24 protein-coding genes are annotated in these 13,424 nt (G+C 65.1%); all 24 read left to right on the top strand.

Annotated features, from left to right (window positions below; all coding sequences use genetic code 11):
- Positions 1–33 precede the first annotated feature (33 nt).
- The 24 genes from rplV to ACGFU7_RS04865 all read left to right on the top strand — a co-directional run bounded on the left by rplV (position 34) and on the right by ACGFU7_RS04865 (position 13,343).
- Positions 34–381: a 50S ribosomal protein L22 gene (rplV, locus tag ACGFU7_RS04980; RefSeq protein WP_004571827.1), complete on the top strand. Its 348-nt coding sequence runs from the start codon at positions 34–36 to the stop codon at positions 379–381.
- Positions 381–1,217, top strand: coding sequence for a 30S ribosomal protein S3 (gene rpsC, locus ACGFU7_RS04975; RefSeq protein WP_037688007.1), 837 nt, complete (start codon positions 381–383; stop codon positions 1,215–1,217). Before rplV ends, rpsC begins: the two co-directional genes overlap by 1 nt.
- A 5-nt stretch (positions 1,218–1,222) precedes the next feature.
- The gene (gene rplP / locus ACGFU7_RS04970) at positions 1,223–1,642 is read left to right on the top strand and encodes a 50S ribosomal protein L16 (protein ID WP_014047785.1); all 420 of its coding nucleotides are present in this window, start codon (positions 1,223–1,225) and stop codon (positions 1,640–1,642) included.
- On the top strand, positions 1,642–1,866 hold the full coding sequence (rpmC, locus tag ACGFU7_RS04965) for a 50S ribosomal protein L29 (protein WP_015035581.1): 225 nt from the start codon (positions 1,642–1,644) through the stop codon (positions 1,864–1,866). The genes rplP and rpmC overlap by 1 nt, the downstream gene beginning before the upstream one ends.
- A complete protein-coding gene (rpsQ, locus tag ACGFU7_RS04960) occupies positions 1,866–2,150 on the top strand; it encodes a 30S ribosomal protein S17 (protein WP_030977953.1) in 285 nt (94 codons plus the stop codon). Before rpmC ends, rpsQ begins: the two co-directional genes overlap by 1 nt.
- Positions 2,151–2,257: 107 nt before the next feature.
- Positions 2,258–2,626: a 50S ribosomal protein L14 gene (gene rplN, locus ACGFU7_RS04955; RefSeq protein ID WP_003966950.1), complete on the top strand. Its 369-nt coding sequence runs from the start codon at positions 2,258–2,260 to the stop codon at positions 2,624–2,626.
- A gap of 2 nt (positions 2,627–2,628) precedes the next feature.
- On the top strand, positions 2,629–2,952 hold the full coding sequence (rplX, locus tag ACGFU7_RS04950; protein ID WP_003966949.1) for a 50S ribosomal protein L24: 324 nt from the start codon (positions 2,629–2,631) through the stop codon (positions 2,950–2,952).
- Entirely contained in the window at positions 2,952–3,509 is a 558-nt protein-coding gene (rplE, locus tag ACGFU7_RS04945) for a 50S ribosomal protein L5 (RefSeq protein ID WP_393692381.1), read from the top strand. The genes rplX and rplE overlap by 1 nt, the downstream gene beginning before the upstream one ends.
- Positions 3,510–3,511: 2 nt before the next feature.
- Positions 3,512–3,697: a type Z 30S ribosomal protein S14 gene (locus tag ACGFU7_RS04940; RefSeq protein ID WP_003948630.1), complete on the top strand. Its 186-nt coding sequence runs from the start codon at positions 3,512–3,514 to the stop codon at positions 3,695–3,697.
- 224 nt (positions 3,698–3,921) lie between these two features.
- Positions 3,922–4,320 carry a 30S ribosomal protein S8 gene (gene rpsH / locus ACGFU7_RS04935; protein WP_030351444.1) on the top strand — a complete coding sequence of 133 codons (399 nt, stop codon included), beginning with the start codon at positions 3,922–3,924 and terminating at the stop codon, positions 4,318–4,320.
- Positions 4,321–4,341: 21 nt separating this feature from the next.
- Positions 4,342–4,881 (top strand): 50S ribosomal protein L6, encoded by a 540-nt coding sequence (gene rplF / locus ACGFU7_RS04930; protein WP_382899812.1) that lies wholly within the window; start codon positions 4,342–4,344, stop codon positions 4,879–4,881.
- 2 nt (positions 4,882–4,883) lie between these two features.
- Positions 4,884–5,267 (top strand): 50S ribosomal protein L18, encoded by a 384-nt coding sequence (gene rplR / locus ACGFU7_RS04925; RefSeq protein ID WP_219569007.1) that lies wholly within the window; start codon positions 4,884–4,886, stop codon positions 5,265–5,267.
- Positions 5,268–5,314: 47 nt separating this feature from the next.
- Complete coding sequence (gene rpsE, locus ACGFU7_RS04920; protein ID WP_266913326.1) at positions 5,315–5,920, top strand: 30S ribosomal protein S5; 606 nt, start codon at positions 5,315–5,317, stop codon at positions 5,918–5,920.
- Positions 5,920–6,102, top strand: coding sequence for a 50S ribosomal protein L30 (gene rpmD, locus ACGFU7_RS04915; RefSeq protein WP_018550611.1), 183 nt, complete (start codon positions 5,920–5,922; stop codon positions 6,100–6,102). The genes rpsE and rpmD overlap by 1 nt, the downstream gene beginning before the upstream one ends.
- Position 6,103: 1 nt before the next feature.
- Positions 6,104–6,559 (top strand): 50S ribosomal protein L15, encoded by a 456-nt coding sequence (gene rplO, locus ACGFU7_RS04910; protein WP_018550610.1) that lies wholly within the window; start codon positions 6,104–6,106, stop codon positions 6,557–6,559.
- A 215-nt stretch (positions 6,560–6,774) separates the two neighbouring features.
- Positions 6,775–8,094, top strand: coding sequence for a preprotein translocase subunit SecY (gene secY / locus ACGFU7_RS04905; protein WP_393692378.1), 1,320 nt, complete (start codon positions 6,775–6,777; stop codon positions 8,092–8,094).
- On the top strand, positions 8,094–8,750 hold the full coding sequence (locus ACGFU7_RS04900; RefSeq protein ID WP_393692376.1) for an adenylate kinase: 657 nt from the start codon (positions 8,094–8,096) through the stop codon (positions 8,748–8,750). Before secY ends, ACGFU7_RS04900 begins: the two co-directional genes overlap by 1 nt.
- A gap of 146 nt (positions 8,751–8,896) precedes the next feature.
- Entirely contained in the window at positions 8,897–9,733 is an 837-nt protein-coding gene (map, locus tag ACGFU7_RS04895; RefSeq protein ID WP_393692374.1) for a type I methionyl aminopeptidase, read from the top strand.
- Positions 9,734–10,074: 341 nt separating this feature from the next.
- The gene (gene infA, locus ACGFU7_RS04890; protein WP_003956442.1) at positions 10,075–10,296 is read left to right on the top strand and encodes a translation initiation factor IF-1; all 222 of its coding nucleotides are present in this window, start codon (positions 10,075–10,077) and stop codon (positions 10,294–10,296) included.
- Between the two features lie 60 nt (positions 10,297–10,356).
- A complete protein-coding gene (gene rpmJ, locus ACGFU7_RS04885) occupies positions 10,357–10,470 on the top strand; it encodes a 50S ribosomal protein L36 (RefSeq protein ID WP_003956441.1) in 114 nt (37 codons plus the stop codon).
- Positions 10,471–10,664: 194 nt separating this feature from the next.
- Positions 10,665–11,045 (top strand): 30S ribosomal protein S13, encoded by a 381-nt coding sequence (rpsM, locus tag ACGFU7_RS04880; protein ID WP_018519286.1) that lies wholly within the window; start codon positions 10,665–10,667, stop codon positions 11,043–11,045.
- A 105-nt stretch (positions 11,046–11,150) separates the two neighbouring features.
- A complete protein-coding gene (gene rpsK, locus ACGFU7_RS04875) occupies positions 11,151–11,555 on the top strand; it encodes a 30S ribosomal protein S11 (protein ID WP_003956432.1) in 405 nt (134 codons plus the stop codon).
- Between the two features lie 31 nt (positions 11,556–11,586).
- Entirely contained in the window at positions 11,587–12,213 is a 627-nt protein-coding gene (rpsD, locus tag ACGFU7_RS04870) for a 30S ribosomal protein S4 (RefSeq protein ID WP_393692372.1), read from the top strand.
- 107 nt (positions 12,214–12,320) lie between these two features.
- Positions 12,321–13,343 carry a DNA-directed RNA polymerase subunit alpha gene (locus tag ACGFU7_RS04865; RefSeq protein ID WP_024755423.1) on the top strand — a complete coding sequence of 341 codons (1,023 nt, stop codon included), beginning with the start codon at positions 12,321–12,323 and terminating at the stop codon, positions 13,341–13,343.
- Positions 13,344–13,424: the final 81 nt, after the last annotated feature.

Genomic DNA, 13,424 nt, shown 5'->3' with positions numbered 1-13,424 from the left:
GAAACGACTATGACTTACACCGAAGGGACAACCATGGAAGCCAGGGCCCAGGCGCGGTACATCCGCGTCACGCCCATGAAGGCCCGCCGCGTGGTGGACCTCATCCGTGGCATGGATGCCACGGAGGCTCAGGCGGTCCTGCGTTTCGCCCCGCAGGCCGCGAGCGTGCCGGTTGGCAAGGTGCTGGACAGCGCCATTGCCAACGCTGCACACAACTACGACCACACCGACGCCTCTTCGCTGGTCATCAGCGAGGCGTATGTGGACGAGGGCCCGACCCTGAAGCGGTTCCGTCCGCGTGCTCAGGGCCGTGCCTACCGGATCCGTAAGCGGACCAGCCACATCACCGTGGTCGTCAGCAGCAAGGAAGGAACCCGGTAATGGGCCAGAAGGTAAACCCGCACGGGTTCCGGCTCGGCATTACCACGGACTTCAAGTCCCGTTGGTACGCCGACAAGCTGTACAAGGACTACGTCAAGGAAGACGTTGCCATTCGTCGCATGATGACGAAGGGCATGGAGCGGGCCGGCATCTCGAAGGTTGAGATCGAGCGCACCCGCGACCGCGTCCGCGTTGACATCCACACCGCCCGCCCGGGCATCGTCATCGGTCGCCGTGGCGCCGAGGCCGACCGCATCCGTGGCGAGCTGGAGAAGCTGACCGGCAAGCAGGTCCAGCTGAACATCCTCGAGGTCAAGAACCCCGAGGTGGACGCTCAGCTGGTGGCCCAGGCCGTCGCCGAGCAGCTCTCCTCCCGCGTCTCCTTCCGTCGTGCCATGCGTAAGAGCATGCAGAGCTCGATGAAGGCCGGCGCCAAGGGCATCAAGATCCAGTGCGGTGGCCGCCTCGGCGGCGCCGAGATGTCCCGCTCGGAGTTCTACCGCGAGGGCCGTGTGCCCCTGCACACGCTCCGTGCGAACGTCGACTACGGCTTCTTCGAGGCCAAGACGACCTTCGGCCGCATCGGTGTGAAGGTCTGGATCTACAAGGGCGACGTCAAGAACATCGCCGAGGTCCGCGCCGAGAACGCTGCTGCCCGCGCTGGCAACCGCCCGGCCCGTGGCGGCGCTGACCGCCCGGCCGGCCGTGGTGGCCGTGGTGGCGAGCGTGGCGGTCGCGGTCGCAAGCCGCAGCAGTCCGCGCCGGCAGCCGAGGCCCCCAAGGCCGACGCTCCCGCCGCCGCTGCTCCGGCTGAGAGCACCGGAACGGAGGCCTGACCGAAATGCTGATCCCCCGTAGGGTCAAGCACCGCAAGCAGCACCACCCGAAGCGCAGCGGTATGTCCAAGGGTGGCACGCAGGTTGCGTTCGGCGAGTACGGCATCCAGGCGCTGACCCCGGCGTACGTGACGAACCGCCAGATCGAGGCAGCTCGTATCGCGATGACCCGCCACATCAAGCGTGGCGGCAAGGTCTGGATCAACATCTACCCGGACCGCCCCCTGACGAAGAAGCCTGCCGAGACCCGCATGGGTTCCGGTAAGGGTTCTCCCGAGTGGTGGATCGCGAACGTCAAGCCCGGTCGGGTGATGTTCGAGCTGTCCTACCCGAACGAGAAGATTGCTCGTGAGGCGCTTACCCGCGCTGCTCACAAGCTTCCGATGAAGTGCCGGATCGTTCGGCGCGAGGCAGGTGAGTCGTGATGTCGGCCGGTACCAAGGCGTCCGAGCTGCGCGAGCTGGGCAACGAGGAGCTCCTCAACAAGCTCCGCGAGGCCAAGGAAGAGCTGTTCAACCTCCGCTTCCAGGCGGCGACCGGGCAGCTCGAGAACCACGGCCGGCTCAAGTCCGTCCGTAAGGACATCGCCCGGATCTACACCCTGATGCGCGAGCGCGAGCTGGGCATCGAGACGGTGGAGAGCGCCTGATGAGCGAGAAGACTGTGACTGAGACGAACACCGACCGCGGTTTCCGCAAGACCCGTGAGGGTCTGGTCGTCAGCGACAAGATGGACAAGACCGTCGTCGTCGCTGTCGAGGACCGTGTCAAGCACGCGCTGTACGGCAAGGTCATCCGCCGTACGAACAAGCTCAAGGCGCACGACGAGCAGAACGCCGCAGGCGTCGGCGACCGCGTCCTCCTGATGGAGACCCGGCCGCTGTCCGCCACGAAGCGGTGGCGCGTCGTCGAGATCCTCGAGAAGGCCAAGTAATTCCTGAAGGGCATTCCCCTCAGGCAAGTTCCGCCAGGCTCGGTGGGGGTCCGCTCCGGTAACGGAGAGGCCCCCGCCGGGAACCGGCAGACGATCAGGAGATAGACGTGATCCAGCAGGAGTCGCGACTTCGCGTCGCCGACAACACGGGTGCGAAGGAAATCCTCACCATCCGTGTTCTCGGTGGTTCGGGTCGCCGCTACGCGGGCATCGGTGACGTCATCGTCGCCACCGTCAAGGACGCGATCCCCGGTGGCAACGTGAAGAAGGGTGACGTCGTCAAGGCCGTCATCGTTCGCACCGTCAAGGAGCGTCGTCGCCAGGATGGTTCGTACATCCGCTTCGACGAGAACGCCGCCGTCATTCTGAAGAACGACGGCGACCCCCGCGGCACCCGTATCTTCGGCCCGGTGGGCCGTGAGCTGCGCGAGAAGAAGTTCATGAAGATCATCTCGCTCGCGCCGGAGGTGCTGTAAGCATGAAGATCAAGAAGGGCGACCTGGTTCAGGTCATCACCGGTAAGGACAAGGGCAAGCAGGGCAAGGTCATCGTGGCCTACCCCGCTCAGGACCGCGTCCTCGTCGAGGGTGTCAACCGGGTCAAGAAGCACACCAAGGCCGGTCAGACCGCTCGCGGTTCGCAGACCGGTGGCATCGTCACGACCGAGGCCCCCATCCACGTGAGCAACGTTCAGCTCGTCGTGGAGAAGGACGGCAACAAGGTCGTCACGCGCGTCGGTTACCGCTTCGACGACGAAGGCAACAAGATCCGCGTTGCCAAGCGGACGGGTGAGGACATCTGATGGCTACCACCACCACTCCGCGTCTGAAGACGAAGTACCGCGAGGAAATCTCCGGCAAGCTGCGTGAGGAGTTCTCGTTCGAGAACGTCATGCAGATTCCCGGTCTGGTCAAGATCGTGGTCAACATGGGTGTGGGCGACGCCGCCCGCGACTCCAAGCTGATCGATGGCGCCGTGCGCGACCTCACCACGATCACCGGCCAGAAGCCGGCTGTCACCAAGGCCCGCAAGTCCATCGCGCAGTTCAAGCTGCGTGAGGGCCAGCCGATCGGCTGCCACGTCACCCTTCGTGGTGACCGGATGTGGGAGTTCCTGGACCGTACGCTGTCGCTCGCGCTGCCGCGTATCCGTGACTTCCGTGGCCTGTCGCCGAAGCAGTTCGACGGCCGTGGCAACTACACCTTCGGTCTCACGGAGCAGGTCATGTTCCACGAGATCGACCAGGACAAGATCGACCGGGTCCGGGGCATGGACATCACCGTGGTCACCACGGCGACCAATGACGACGAGGGTCGTGCCCTCCTTCGTCACCTCGGCTTCCCGTTCAAGGAGAACTGACCGTGGCGAAGAAGGCTCTGATCGCTAAGGCCGCCCGTAAGCCGAAGTTCGGCGTTCGCGGGTACACCCGCTGCCAGCGCTGCGGCCGGCCCCACTCCGTCTACCGCAAGTTCGGCCTGTGCCGCGTGTGCCTTCGTGAGATGGCTCACCGTGGCGAGCTGCCGGGCGTGACCAAGAGTTCCTGGTAAATCTCCTTCGCCCACTGGGCGTTGGGAATACCCGGAAGCTCTCGGTAAGTATCTGGTCGGCAGGAGCCCGGCTCTTCATGCCGTAGGCTTGAAGGGTTGGGCGCCTGCCGCCCTAGACCGACTTACTACGCCGTAGGTCCCCGCACCGCACCCGTCCCGCCACTGAGTGGGGAGAGGGATGGCGCATACAGGAAACCCCGGCGAGAGAGGCCGAAGGCCAATTCATGACCATGACTGATCCCATCGCAGACATGCTCACGCGTCTGCGTAACGCGAACTCGGCGTACCACGACGACGTCGTGATGCCGCACAGCAAGATCAAGTCGCACATCGCGGAGATCCTCCAGCAGGAGGGCTTCATCACGGGCTGGAAGGTCGAGGACGCCGAGGTCGGCAAGAACCTCGTCCTCGAGCTGAAGTTCGGCCCGAACCGCGAGCGCTCGATCGCCGGCATCAAGCGAATCTCGAAGCCGGGTCTGCGTGTATACGCAAAGTCCACCAACCTGCCGAAGGTCCTCGGCGGCCTGGGCGTGGCGATCATCTCCACGTCCCACGGTCTCCTGACCGGCCAGCAGGCCAGCAAGAAGGGCGTAGGTGGGGAAGTCCTCGCCTACGTCTGGTAGTCGGGAACGGAGGAATAGCTAATGTCGCGAATCGGCAAGCTCCCCATCCAGGTTCCCGCCGGTGTGGACGTCACCATCGATGGCCGCACGGTCGCAGTGAAGGGCCCCAAGGGTTCTCTCGCGCACACCGTTGCGTCGCCGATCGAGGTCACCAAGGGTGAGGACGGCGTTCTGAACGTCGTCCGCCCGAACGACGAGCGTCAGAACAAGGCCCTTCACGGCCTGTCCCGCACGCTGGTGGCGAACATGATCACCGGTGTGACCCAGGGATACACCAAGGCGCTCGAGATCAGTGGTGTCGGTTACCGCGTCCAGGCGAAGGGCTCCAACCTGGAGTTCGCCCTGGGCTACAGCCACCCGATCCTGATCGAGGCCCCGGAGGGCATCACCTTCAAGGTGGAGTCCCCCACGAAGTTCTCCGTCGAGGGCATCGACAAGCAGAAGGTCGGCGAGACCGCGGCCAAGATCCGCAAGCTGCGGAAGCCTGACCCGTACAAGGCCAAGGGCGTCAAGTACGCCGGCGAGGTCATCCGCCGCAAGGTCGGAAAGGCGGGTAAGTAGCCATGGCATACGGTGTAAAGATCGCCAAGGGCGACGCGTACAAGCGTGCAGCCCTCAAGCGTCGTCACATCCGCGTCCGCAAGCACATCTCCGGTTCGCCGGAGCGTCCGCGCTTGGTCGTGACGCGGTCCAACCGCCACATGGTCGCTCAGGTCATCGACGACATCGCGGGCCACACGCTCGCGTCGGCGTCGACCCTGGACGCGTCCATCCGTGGTGGCGAGGGCGACAAGAGCGCCCTGGCCAAGCAGGTCGGGGCCCTGGTCGCCGAGCGTGCCAAGGCCGCAGGCGTCGAGGCCGTCGTGTTTGACCGCGGTGGTAACCAGTACGCCGGGCGGATTGCCGCTCTGGCTGACGCCGCCCGTGAAGCCGGGCTGAAGTTCTAAGCCCCGGTTCCTACGCACAGCGGACGTAACAGAGAGAGGTAAATCCAATGGCTGGACCCCAGCGCCGCGGAAGCGGTGCCGGTGGCGGCGAGCGGCGGGACCGGAAGGGCCGTGACGGCGGCGCAGCTGCCGCCGAGAAGACCGCGTACGTTGAGCGCGTTGTCGCGATCAACCGCGTCGCCAAGGTTGTGAAGGGTGGTCGTCGCTTCAGCTTCACCGCGCTGGTCGTGGTGGGCGATGGTGACGGCACCGTCGGTGTCGGTTACGGCAAGGCCAAGGAAGTTCCCGCGGCCATCGCCAAGGGCGTGGAAGAAGCCAAGAAGAGCTTCTTCAAGGTTCCGCGCATCCAGGGCACCATCCCTCACCCGATCACGGGCGAGCGGGCCGCGGGTGTCGTGCTGCTGAAGCCGGCTTCCCCCGGTACCGGTGTTATCGCCGGTGGCCCGGTGCGCGCCGTTCTGGAGTGCGCCGGCGTTCACGACATCCTGTCGAAGTCGCTTGGCTCGTCCAACGCGATCAACATCGTGCACGCGACCGTGGCGGCCCTCAAGGGCCTGCAGCGTCCCGAGGAGATCGCGGCTCGCCGTGGTCTGCCCCTCGAGGATGTCGCCCCCGCGGCTCTGCTTCGTGCACGTGCGGGAGCGGGTGCGTAATGGCTCGCCTCAAGATCACGCAGACGAAGTCGTACATCGGCAGCAAGCAGAACCACCGCGACACGCTTCGTTCGCTCGGGCTCAAGCGCCTGCACGACGTGGTTGTCAAGGAGGACCGCCCCGAGTTCCGCGGAATGGTGCACACCGTCCGCCACCTCGTGACGGTTGAGGAGGTCGACTGACATGGCGGAGAACAAGCCGCTGAAGGCCCATGACCTCCGGCCCGCCCCGGGCGCCAAGACCGCCAAGACCCGTGTGGGTCGTGGTGAGGCGTCCAAGGGTAAGACCGCTGGTCGTGGTACCAAGGGCACCAAGGCCCGTTACCAGGTTCCGGAGCGCTTCGAGGGTGGGCAGATGCCCCTCCACATGCGTCTCCCGAAGCTCAAGGGCTTCAAGAACCCGTTCCGCACCGAGTACCAGGTCGTGAACCTGGACAAGCTCGCGACGCTCTACCCCGAGGGTGGAGAGGTCACCGTGGCCGACCTGGTCGCCAAGGGTGCGGTGCGCAACAACCACCTCGTCAAGGTCCTCGGACAGGGCGAGATCTCCGTGGCACTGCAGGTTTCGGTTGACGCCGTCTCCGGCTCCGCCAAGGAGAAGATTGCCGCCGCAGGCGGCACTGTCACCGAGCTCGTCTGAGACAACTCGATGGCCTGAACATCCGACCGGGGATGCCTCTCATATGGGGCATCCCCGGTTGGTCGTTCCTAGGTGGGCATGGTCGCCGGTAAGGTGGCGTGCGTTGTTGTGTGGTATCCCCCTGGGCGCCCGCCCGGGGACCTTTGACTGTTACGTATTCGTCGATCCTCAAGACCGTCACCTCTACGCATTGCGCGGGGGTCGCAGGAGGCACCGTGCTCACCGCGTTCGCCCGGGCGTTCAAGACGCCCGACCTGCGCAAGAAGCTGCTCTTCACGCTCGGCATCATCGTGCTCTACCGGCTCGGGGCACACATCCCGGTACCGGGAGTGAGCTACGAGAACGTCCAGACCTGTGTTGATCAGGCCAGCAAGGGCAACAACAGCCTCTTCGGCCTGGTGAACATGTTCAGCGGTGGTGCACTGCTGCAGATCACGATCTTCGCGCTCGGCATCATGCCGTACATCACGGCCAGCATCATTCTTCAGCTGCTGACCGTGGTGATTCCCCGACTCGAGGCGCTCAAGAAGGAGGGGCAGTCCGGTCAGACGAAGATCACGCAGTACACGCGTTATCTGACCGTCGCGCTCGCCATCCTCCAGGGCACCGGCCTGGTGGCCACCGCCACCAGTGGCGCGCTGTTCAGCGGCTGCCCGGTCGCCGACCAGATCGTGCCGAACCAGTCGATCTTCACGACCATCGTCATGGTGATCACGATGACCGCGGGTACCGCGGCCGTCATGTGGCTCGGTGAGCTCATCACCGACCGCGGCATCGGCAACGGCATGTCGATCCTGATGTTCATCTCGATCGCCGCCAGCTTCCCCGGCGCCCTGTGGGCCATCAAGACCAGCGGCAAGCTGGCCGACGGCTGGATCGAGTTCGGCACCGTCATCCTGATCGGCTTCGTGATGGTGGGCCTCGTCGTCTTCGTCGAGCAGGCCCAGCGCCGTATCCCGGTGCAGTACGCGAAGCGCATGATCGGCCGCAGGTCGTACGGCGGTACGTCGACGTACATTCCGCTGAAGGTGAATCAGGCGGGTGTGATTCCCGTCATCTTCGCTTCTTCGCTGCTCTACATCCCGGCCCTGATCGTCCAGTTCTCCAACTCCACTGCGGGCTGGGCGACCTGGATCAAGGACAACTTCGTCAAGGGCGACCACCCGTACTACATCACGGCGTACTTCCTGTTGATCGTCTTCTTCGCCTTCTTCTATGTGGCGATTTCGTTCAACCCCGAGGAAGTCGCCGACAACATGAAGAAGTATGGTGGCTTCATCCCGGGTATCCGGGCAGGTCGACCTACTGCCGAGTACCTGAGCTACGTGCTCAACAGGATCACTTGGCCGGGCTCGCTGTACCTGGGTCTGATCGCTCTGGTGCCGACGATGGCGTTGGCAGGCTTCGGTGGCGCTAACCAGAACTTCCCGTTCGGCGGGACGAGCATCCTCATCATCGTGGGTGTGGGTCTGGAGACCGTGAAGCAGATTGAGAGTCAGCTCCAGCAGCGCAATTACGAAGGGTTCCTCCGCTGATGCGAATCGTCCTCGTCGGGCCGCCCGGTGCCGGCAAGGGAACGCAGGCTGCGTACCTTGCCAAGAACCTGTCGATTCCGCAGATCTCCACGGGCGATCTCTTCCGTGCCAACATCAGCCAGGGCACCGACCTTGGCAAGCAGGCCCGCGCCTTCATGGACGCGGGGCAGTTGGTGCCGGACGAGGTCACCATCGGGATGGCCAAGGACCGCATGTCTCAGCCGGACGCCGAGAACGGCTTCCTGCTGGACGGCTTCCCGCGCAATGTGGGTCAGGCCGAGGCTCTTGACGCCATGCTCAAGGACGAGGGCACCAAGCTGGACGCGGTCCTGGACCTGGAGGTCCCCGAGGACGAGGTGGTCAAGCGCATCGCCGGCCGCCGGATCTGCCGGAACGACGGCTCGCACGTCTTCCACGTGACGTACAACCCGCCTGAGACCGAGGGCGTCTGCGACACCTGCGGCGGCGAGCTGTACCAGCGCGACGACGACACCGAGGAAACGGTTCGTACCCGGCTGGAGGTCTACCACACGCAGACCGAGCCGATCATCGACTACTACAGGGCCCAGAACCTGGTGGTCACCATCTCCGCGCTCGGCAAGGTCACCGATGTGACCGAGCGGGCGATGGAGGCTCTGAAGTCCGACGAGGGCTGAGAGAAGAACTCCGTAGTACTTGTGCAGTCGGCCGCGGCGTCCATGGGCGCCGCGGCCGACTGTTTGCGCCGTATCGTTGAGTACGCCGCACACCCCCTCACACCGCTCACCGTTCGATGCAGTCCGATGCAGAGAGGCGCCGCGCAATGGTGCAGATCAAGACCCCCGAGCAGATCGCGAAGATGCGTGAGGCGGGGCTGGTGGTCGCTGCCATTCACGCGGCCACCCGCGAGGCGGCGGTCCCCGGCGCCACCACGCTGGACCTGGACCAGGTCGCGCGCAAGGTGATCGCCGATCACGGAGCGAAGTCGAACTTCCTCGGGTACGGCGGGTTCCCCGCGACCATCTGCACCTCGGTCAACGAGGTCGTCGTCCATGGCATCCCGGACGACAAGACCGTCCTCAAGGACGGCGACATCATCTCCATCGACGCGGGCGCGATCGTCGACGGGTGGCACGGCGACGCCGCGTACACGTCCTTCGTCGGCACAGGTCACGCTCCGGAGCTGATCGAGCTCTCCCGGGTGACCGAGGAGTCCATGTGGGCCGGTATCGCCGCGATGAAGGTGAACAACCGCCTCGTCGACATCTCGAAGGCGATCGAGTCCTACATCCGCCGCCAGCCCCGCCCCGCCACCGGCAAGTACGGAATCATCGAGGACTACGGCGGCCACGGCATCGGCACCGAGATGCACATGGACCCGCACCTGCTGAACTATGTCGCCCGCAAGCGTGGCAAGGGCATCAAGCTCGTGCCCGGCGTCTGCCTGGCGATCGAGCCGATGGTCTCGCTCGGTACGGCGCAGACCGAGGTGCTCCAGGACGACTGGACGGTCATCACGACGGACGGAACCTGGTCCTCCCACTGGGAGCACTCGATCGCCCTCACCGAGCAGGGCCCCCTGGTCCTGACGGCCCCCGACTGCGGCAAGGCGAAGCTGGCGCAGTACGGGATCGAGGCGGCACCGGACCCGCTGGGCTGATCGCTCACCCGGCGGACGGAGTCCGGCGCAGCCGGCCGAGGCCTGTGAGGCGCCCCGGCGCCGAGCCCGCGAGGGTTGCGTGAAGGAGGGGCCGGGATCGAGGCGGCACCGGACCCTTCCCCGAGGTCTCAAGGACCAGGGGAGACCCCATCGGCTGATCCCGGACTGCTGGGTTGATTTGACCCCCTTGTAGAGGTCTAAGGATCTCCGGGGGTGGGCAAACTTGACGGATTCGTGTTTTGGGGTCCGCTGACGTAGACTGACTCGTCGGCTCTCGTGCATCAGTGTGTCCGCATACGGTGCCGGAAGTCGATCAAGGTAGCCGATTCGAAAGGCGAAGCGTGGCCAAGAAGCAAGGTGCCATCGAGATTGAGGGCACCGTGATCGAGTCCCTCCCGAACGCCATGTTCAAGGTGGAACTCCAGAACGGTCACAAGGTCCTCGCGCACATCAGCGGCAAGATGCGGATGCACTACATCCGAATTCTTCCGGATGACCGGGTCGTCGTGGAGCTCTCTCCGTACGACCTGACGCGTGGCCGGATCGTCTACCGCTACAAGTAGATCTTGCCCGCACCCCGCTTCGGCGTGGTGATGGCACTGACCCGGAGAACCTGACATCCCATGAAGGTCAAGCCGAGCGTCAAGAAGATCTGCGACAAGTGCAAGGTGATCCGCCGTCACGGTCGGGTCATGGTCATCTGCGACAACCTGCGCCACAAGCAGCGCCAGGGCTGACGCACGACCCCCTGCATCTCGCAGTACTTCGCGCGACGCACGTAAAACGTACATACGCAGAGTCCGTCCAAGCCTCGGCTGACGACACCTCCGGCGGGGGCCGGGGACCCGGGCGTACCACCTCTCGTCACGAGAGGTCGGCGATCGGGAGTGGCGCTGCGGAAGACCCCCGAAATAACAACTGGAGCCATTGAATGGCACGCGTTTCAGGTGTTGACATCCCGCGCGAAAAGCGCGTGGAGGTTGCCCTCACCTACGTCTTCGGTATCGGGCGTACCCGGTCCAAGGAGATTCTCGCCACCACTGGCGTGAACCCGAACACCCGCGTTCGTGACCTGGCCGAAGAGGACCTGGTCAAGATCCGCGAGTACGTGGACGCCAACCTCCGCACCGAGGGTGACCTCCGTCGCGAGATCCAGGCCGACATCCGCCGCAAGGTCGAGATCGGCTGCTACCAGGGCCTGCGTCACCGCCGCGGCCTGCCGGTCCACGGCCAGCGCACCAGCACGAACGCTCGTACCCGCAAGGGCCCGCGTCGCGCGATCGCCGGTAAGAAGAAGCCGGGCAAGAAGTAGTCCTCAGCGGACGCACTGCGGGCGTCCGGCCCACCGGTCATCCGCAGCAACCAGCGGTCTTCGCTGTAGGACCGATCACCTCCCCTCTCCATCTGGAGTCAAGACATGCCCCCCAAGGGTCGTCAGGGCGCAGCCAAGAAGGTGCGTCGCAAGGAAAAGAAGAACGTCGCTCACGGCCACGCGCACATCAAGAGCACGTTCAACAACACGATCGTCTCGATCACGGACCCCTCGGGCAACGTGATCTCCTGGGCCTCCGCCGGCCACGTCGGCTTCAAGGGTTCGCGCAAGTCCACCCCCTTCGCCGCGCAGATGGCCGCCGAGTCGGCCGCCCGCCGCGCGCAGGAGCACGGCATGCGCAAGGTTGACGTCTTCGTCAAGGGTCCGGGCTCCGGCCGCGAGACCGCGATCCGTTCGCTCCAGGCCACTGGCCTGGAGGTCGGTTCGATCCAGGACGTCACCCCCACTCCGCACAACGGATGCCGGCCGCCCAAGCGTCGCCGCGTCTGATTCCGTCTGAGGCTACGGAGACAACTGGAAAATGGCGCGATACACCGGGGCCGACTGCAAGCGTTGCCGTCGGGAGAAGCAGAAGCTGTTCCTCAAGGGCAGCAAGTGCGAGAGCGCGAAGTGCCCGATCGAGATCCGTCCTTACCCCCCGGGTGAGCACGGACGCGGGCGCACCAAGGACAGCGAGTACCTTCTTCAGCTTCGTGAGAAGCAGAAGTGCTCGCGTATCTACGGTGTTCTTGAACGACAGTTCGTGAACTACTACAAGGAAGCGAACCAGAAGTCCGGCAAGACCGGTGAGAACCTTCTGCGCATCCTTGAGACCCGCCTCGACAACGTGGTCTACCGGGCAGGCTTCGCCAAGTCCCGCGACCACGCCCGTCAGCTGGTGCGTCACGGACACATCGCCGTGAACGGCACGAAGACCGACATTCCGTCGGCCCGCGTCGCCGCGAACGACGTCATCGAGGTTCGCCAGAAGTCCAAGGCCCTGACCCCCTTCCAGGTGGCCCGGGCCGAGGCCGGCGAGCGCACCGTACCGGCGTGGCTCGAAGCCGTGCCGTCGACGATGCGGATCCTCGTGCACTCCCTGCCCGAGCGCCAGGTGATCGATACCCAGGTGCAGGAGCAGTTGATCGTCGAGCTCTACTCCAAGTAGCAGCTCGTGGGTCCGGGCGGTACGGCTCTTTCGGGTCGTGCCGCCCGTACCCTTGTCAGTATCTGGGGGCGTCAAATAGTGGGCGCCCACGACTGAAGGAACGCAACATGCTTATCGCTCAGCGTCCGTCGCTGACCGAAGAGGTCGTTGACGAGTTCCGCTCCCGGTTCGTCATCGAGCCGCTGGAGCCGGGTTTCGGCTACACCCTCGGCAACTCTCTTCGCCGTACGCTCCTCTCCTCGATCCCCGGCGCTGCTGTCACCAGCATCCGGATCGACGGTGTCCTGCACGAGTTCACCACCGTGCCGGGCGTCAAGGAGGACGTCACCGACCTCATCCTCAACATCAAGCAGCTGGTCGTCTCCTCGGAGCACGACGAGCCGGTCGTGATGTACCTGCGCAAGCAGGGTCCCGGCCTGGTCACCGCTGCTGACATCGCCCCGCCGGCCGGTGTCGAGGTCCACAACCCGGACCTGGTCCTGGCCACGCTGAACGGCAAGGGCAAGCTGGAGATGGAGCTGACCGTCGAGCGCGGTCGCGGCTACGTCTCCGCCGTCCAGAACAAGCAGGCGGGCCAGGAGATCGGCCGTATCCCGGTCGACTCCATCTACTCGCCGGTGCTCAAGGTCACGTACAAGGTCGAGGCGACCCGTGTCGAGCAGCGCACCGACTTCGACAAGCTGATCGTCGACGTCGAGACCAAGCAGGCCATGCGTCCCCGCGACGCCATGGCGTCGGCCGGTAAGACCCTGGTCGAGCTGTTCGGTCTGGCGCGCGAGCTCAACATCGACGCCGAGGGCATCGACATGGGCCCGTCCCCGACGGACGCCGCGCTCGCTGCCGATCTGGCGCTGCCGATCGAGGAGCTCGAGCTCACGGTCCGTTCGTACAACTGCCTCAAGCGCGAGGGCATCCACTCCGTGGGTGAGCTCGTGGCTCGTTCCGAGGCCGACCTGCTCGACATCCGCAACTTCGGTGCGAAGTCGATCGACGAGGTCAAGGCGAAGCTGGCCGGTATGGGCCTGGCGCTCAAGGACAGCCCGCCCGGATTCGACCCGACGGCCGCGGCCGACGCGTTCGGCGCCGATGACGACGCGGATGCCGGTTTCGTGGAGACCGAGCAGTACTGATTCGCCTCCGGCTGGGGTGCCCGGGTTTTCTGGGCGCCCCGGACCGGGGTGAGGGCTTTGTCCTCAATCGCCGGACGGGCT

The sequence above is a fragment of the Streptomyces sp. NPDC048473 genome, assembly GCF_043200155.1.
Lineage (GTDB): Bacteria > Actinomycetota > Actinomycetes > Streptomycetales > Streptomycetaceae > Streptomyces.
This window is presented reverse-complemented; position numbering and strand designations above follow the sequence as displayed.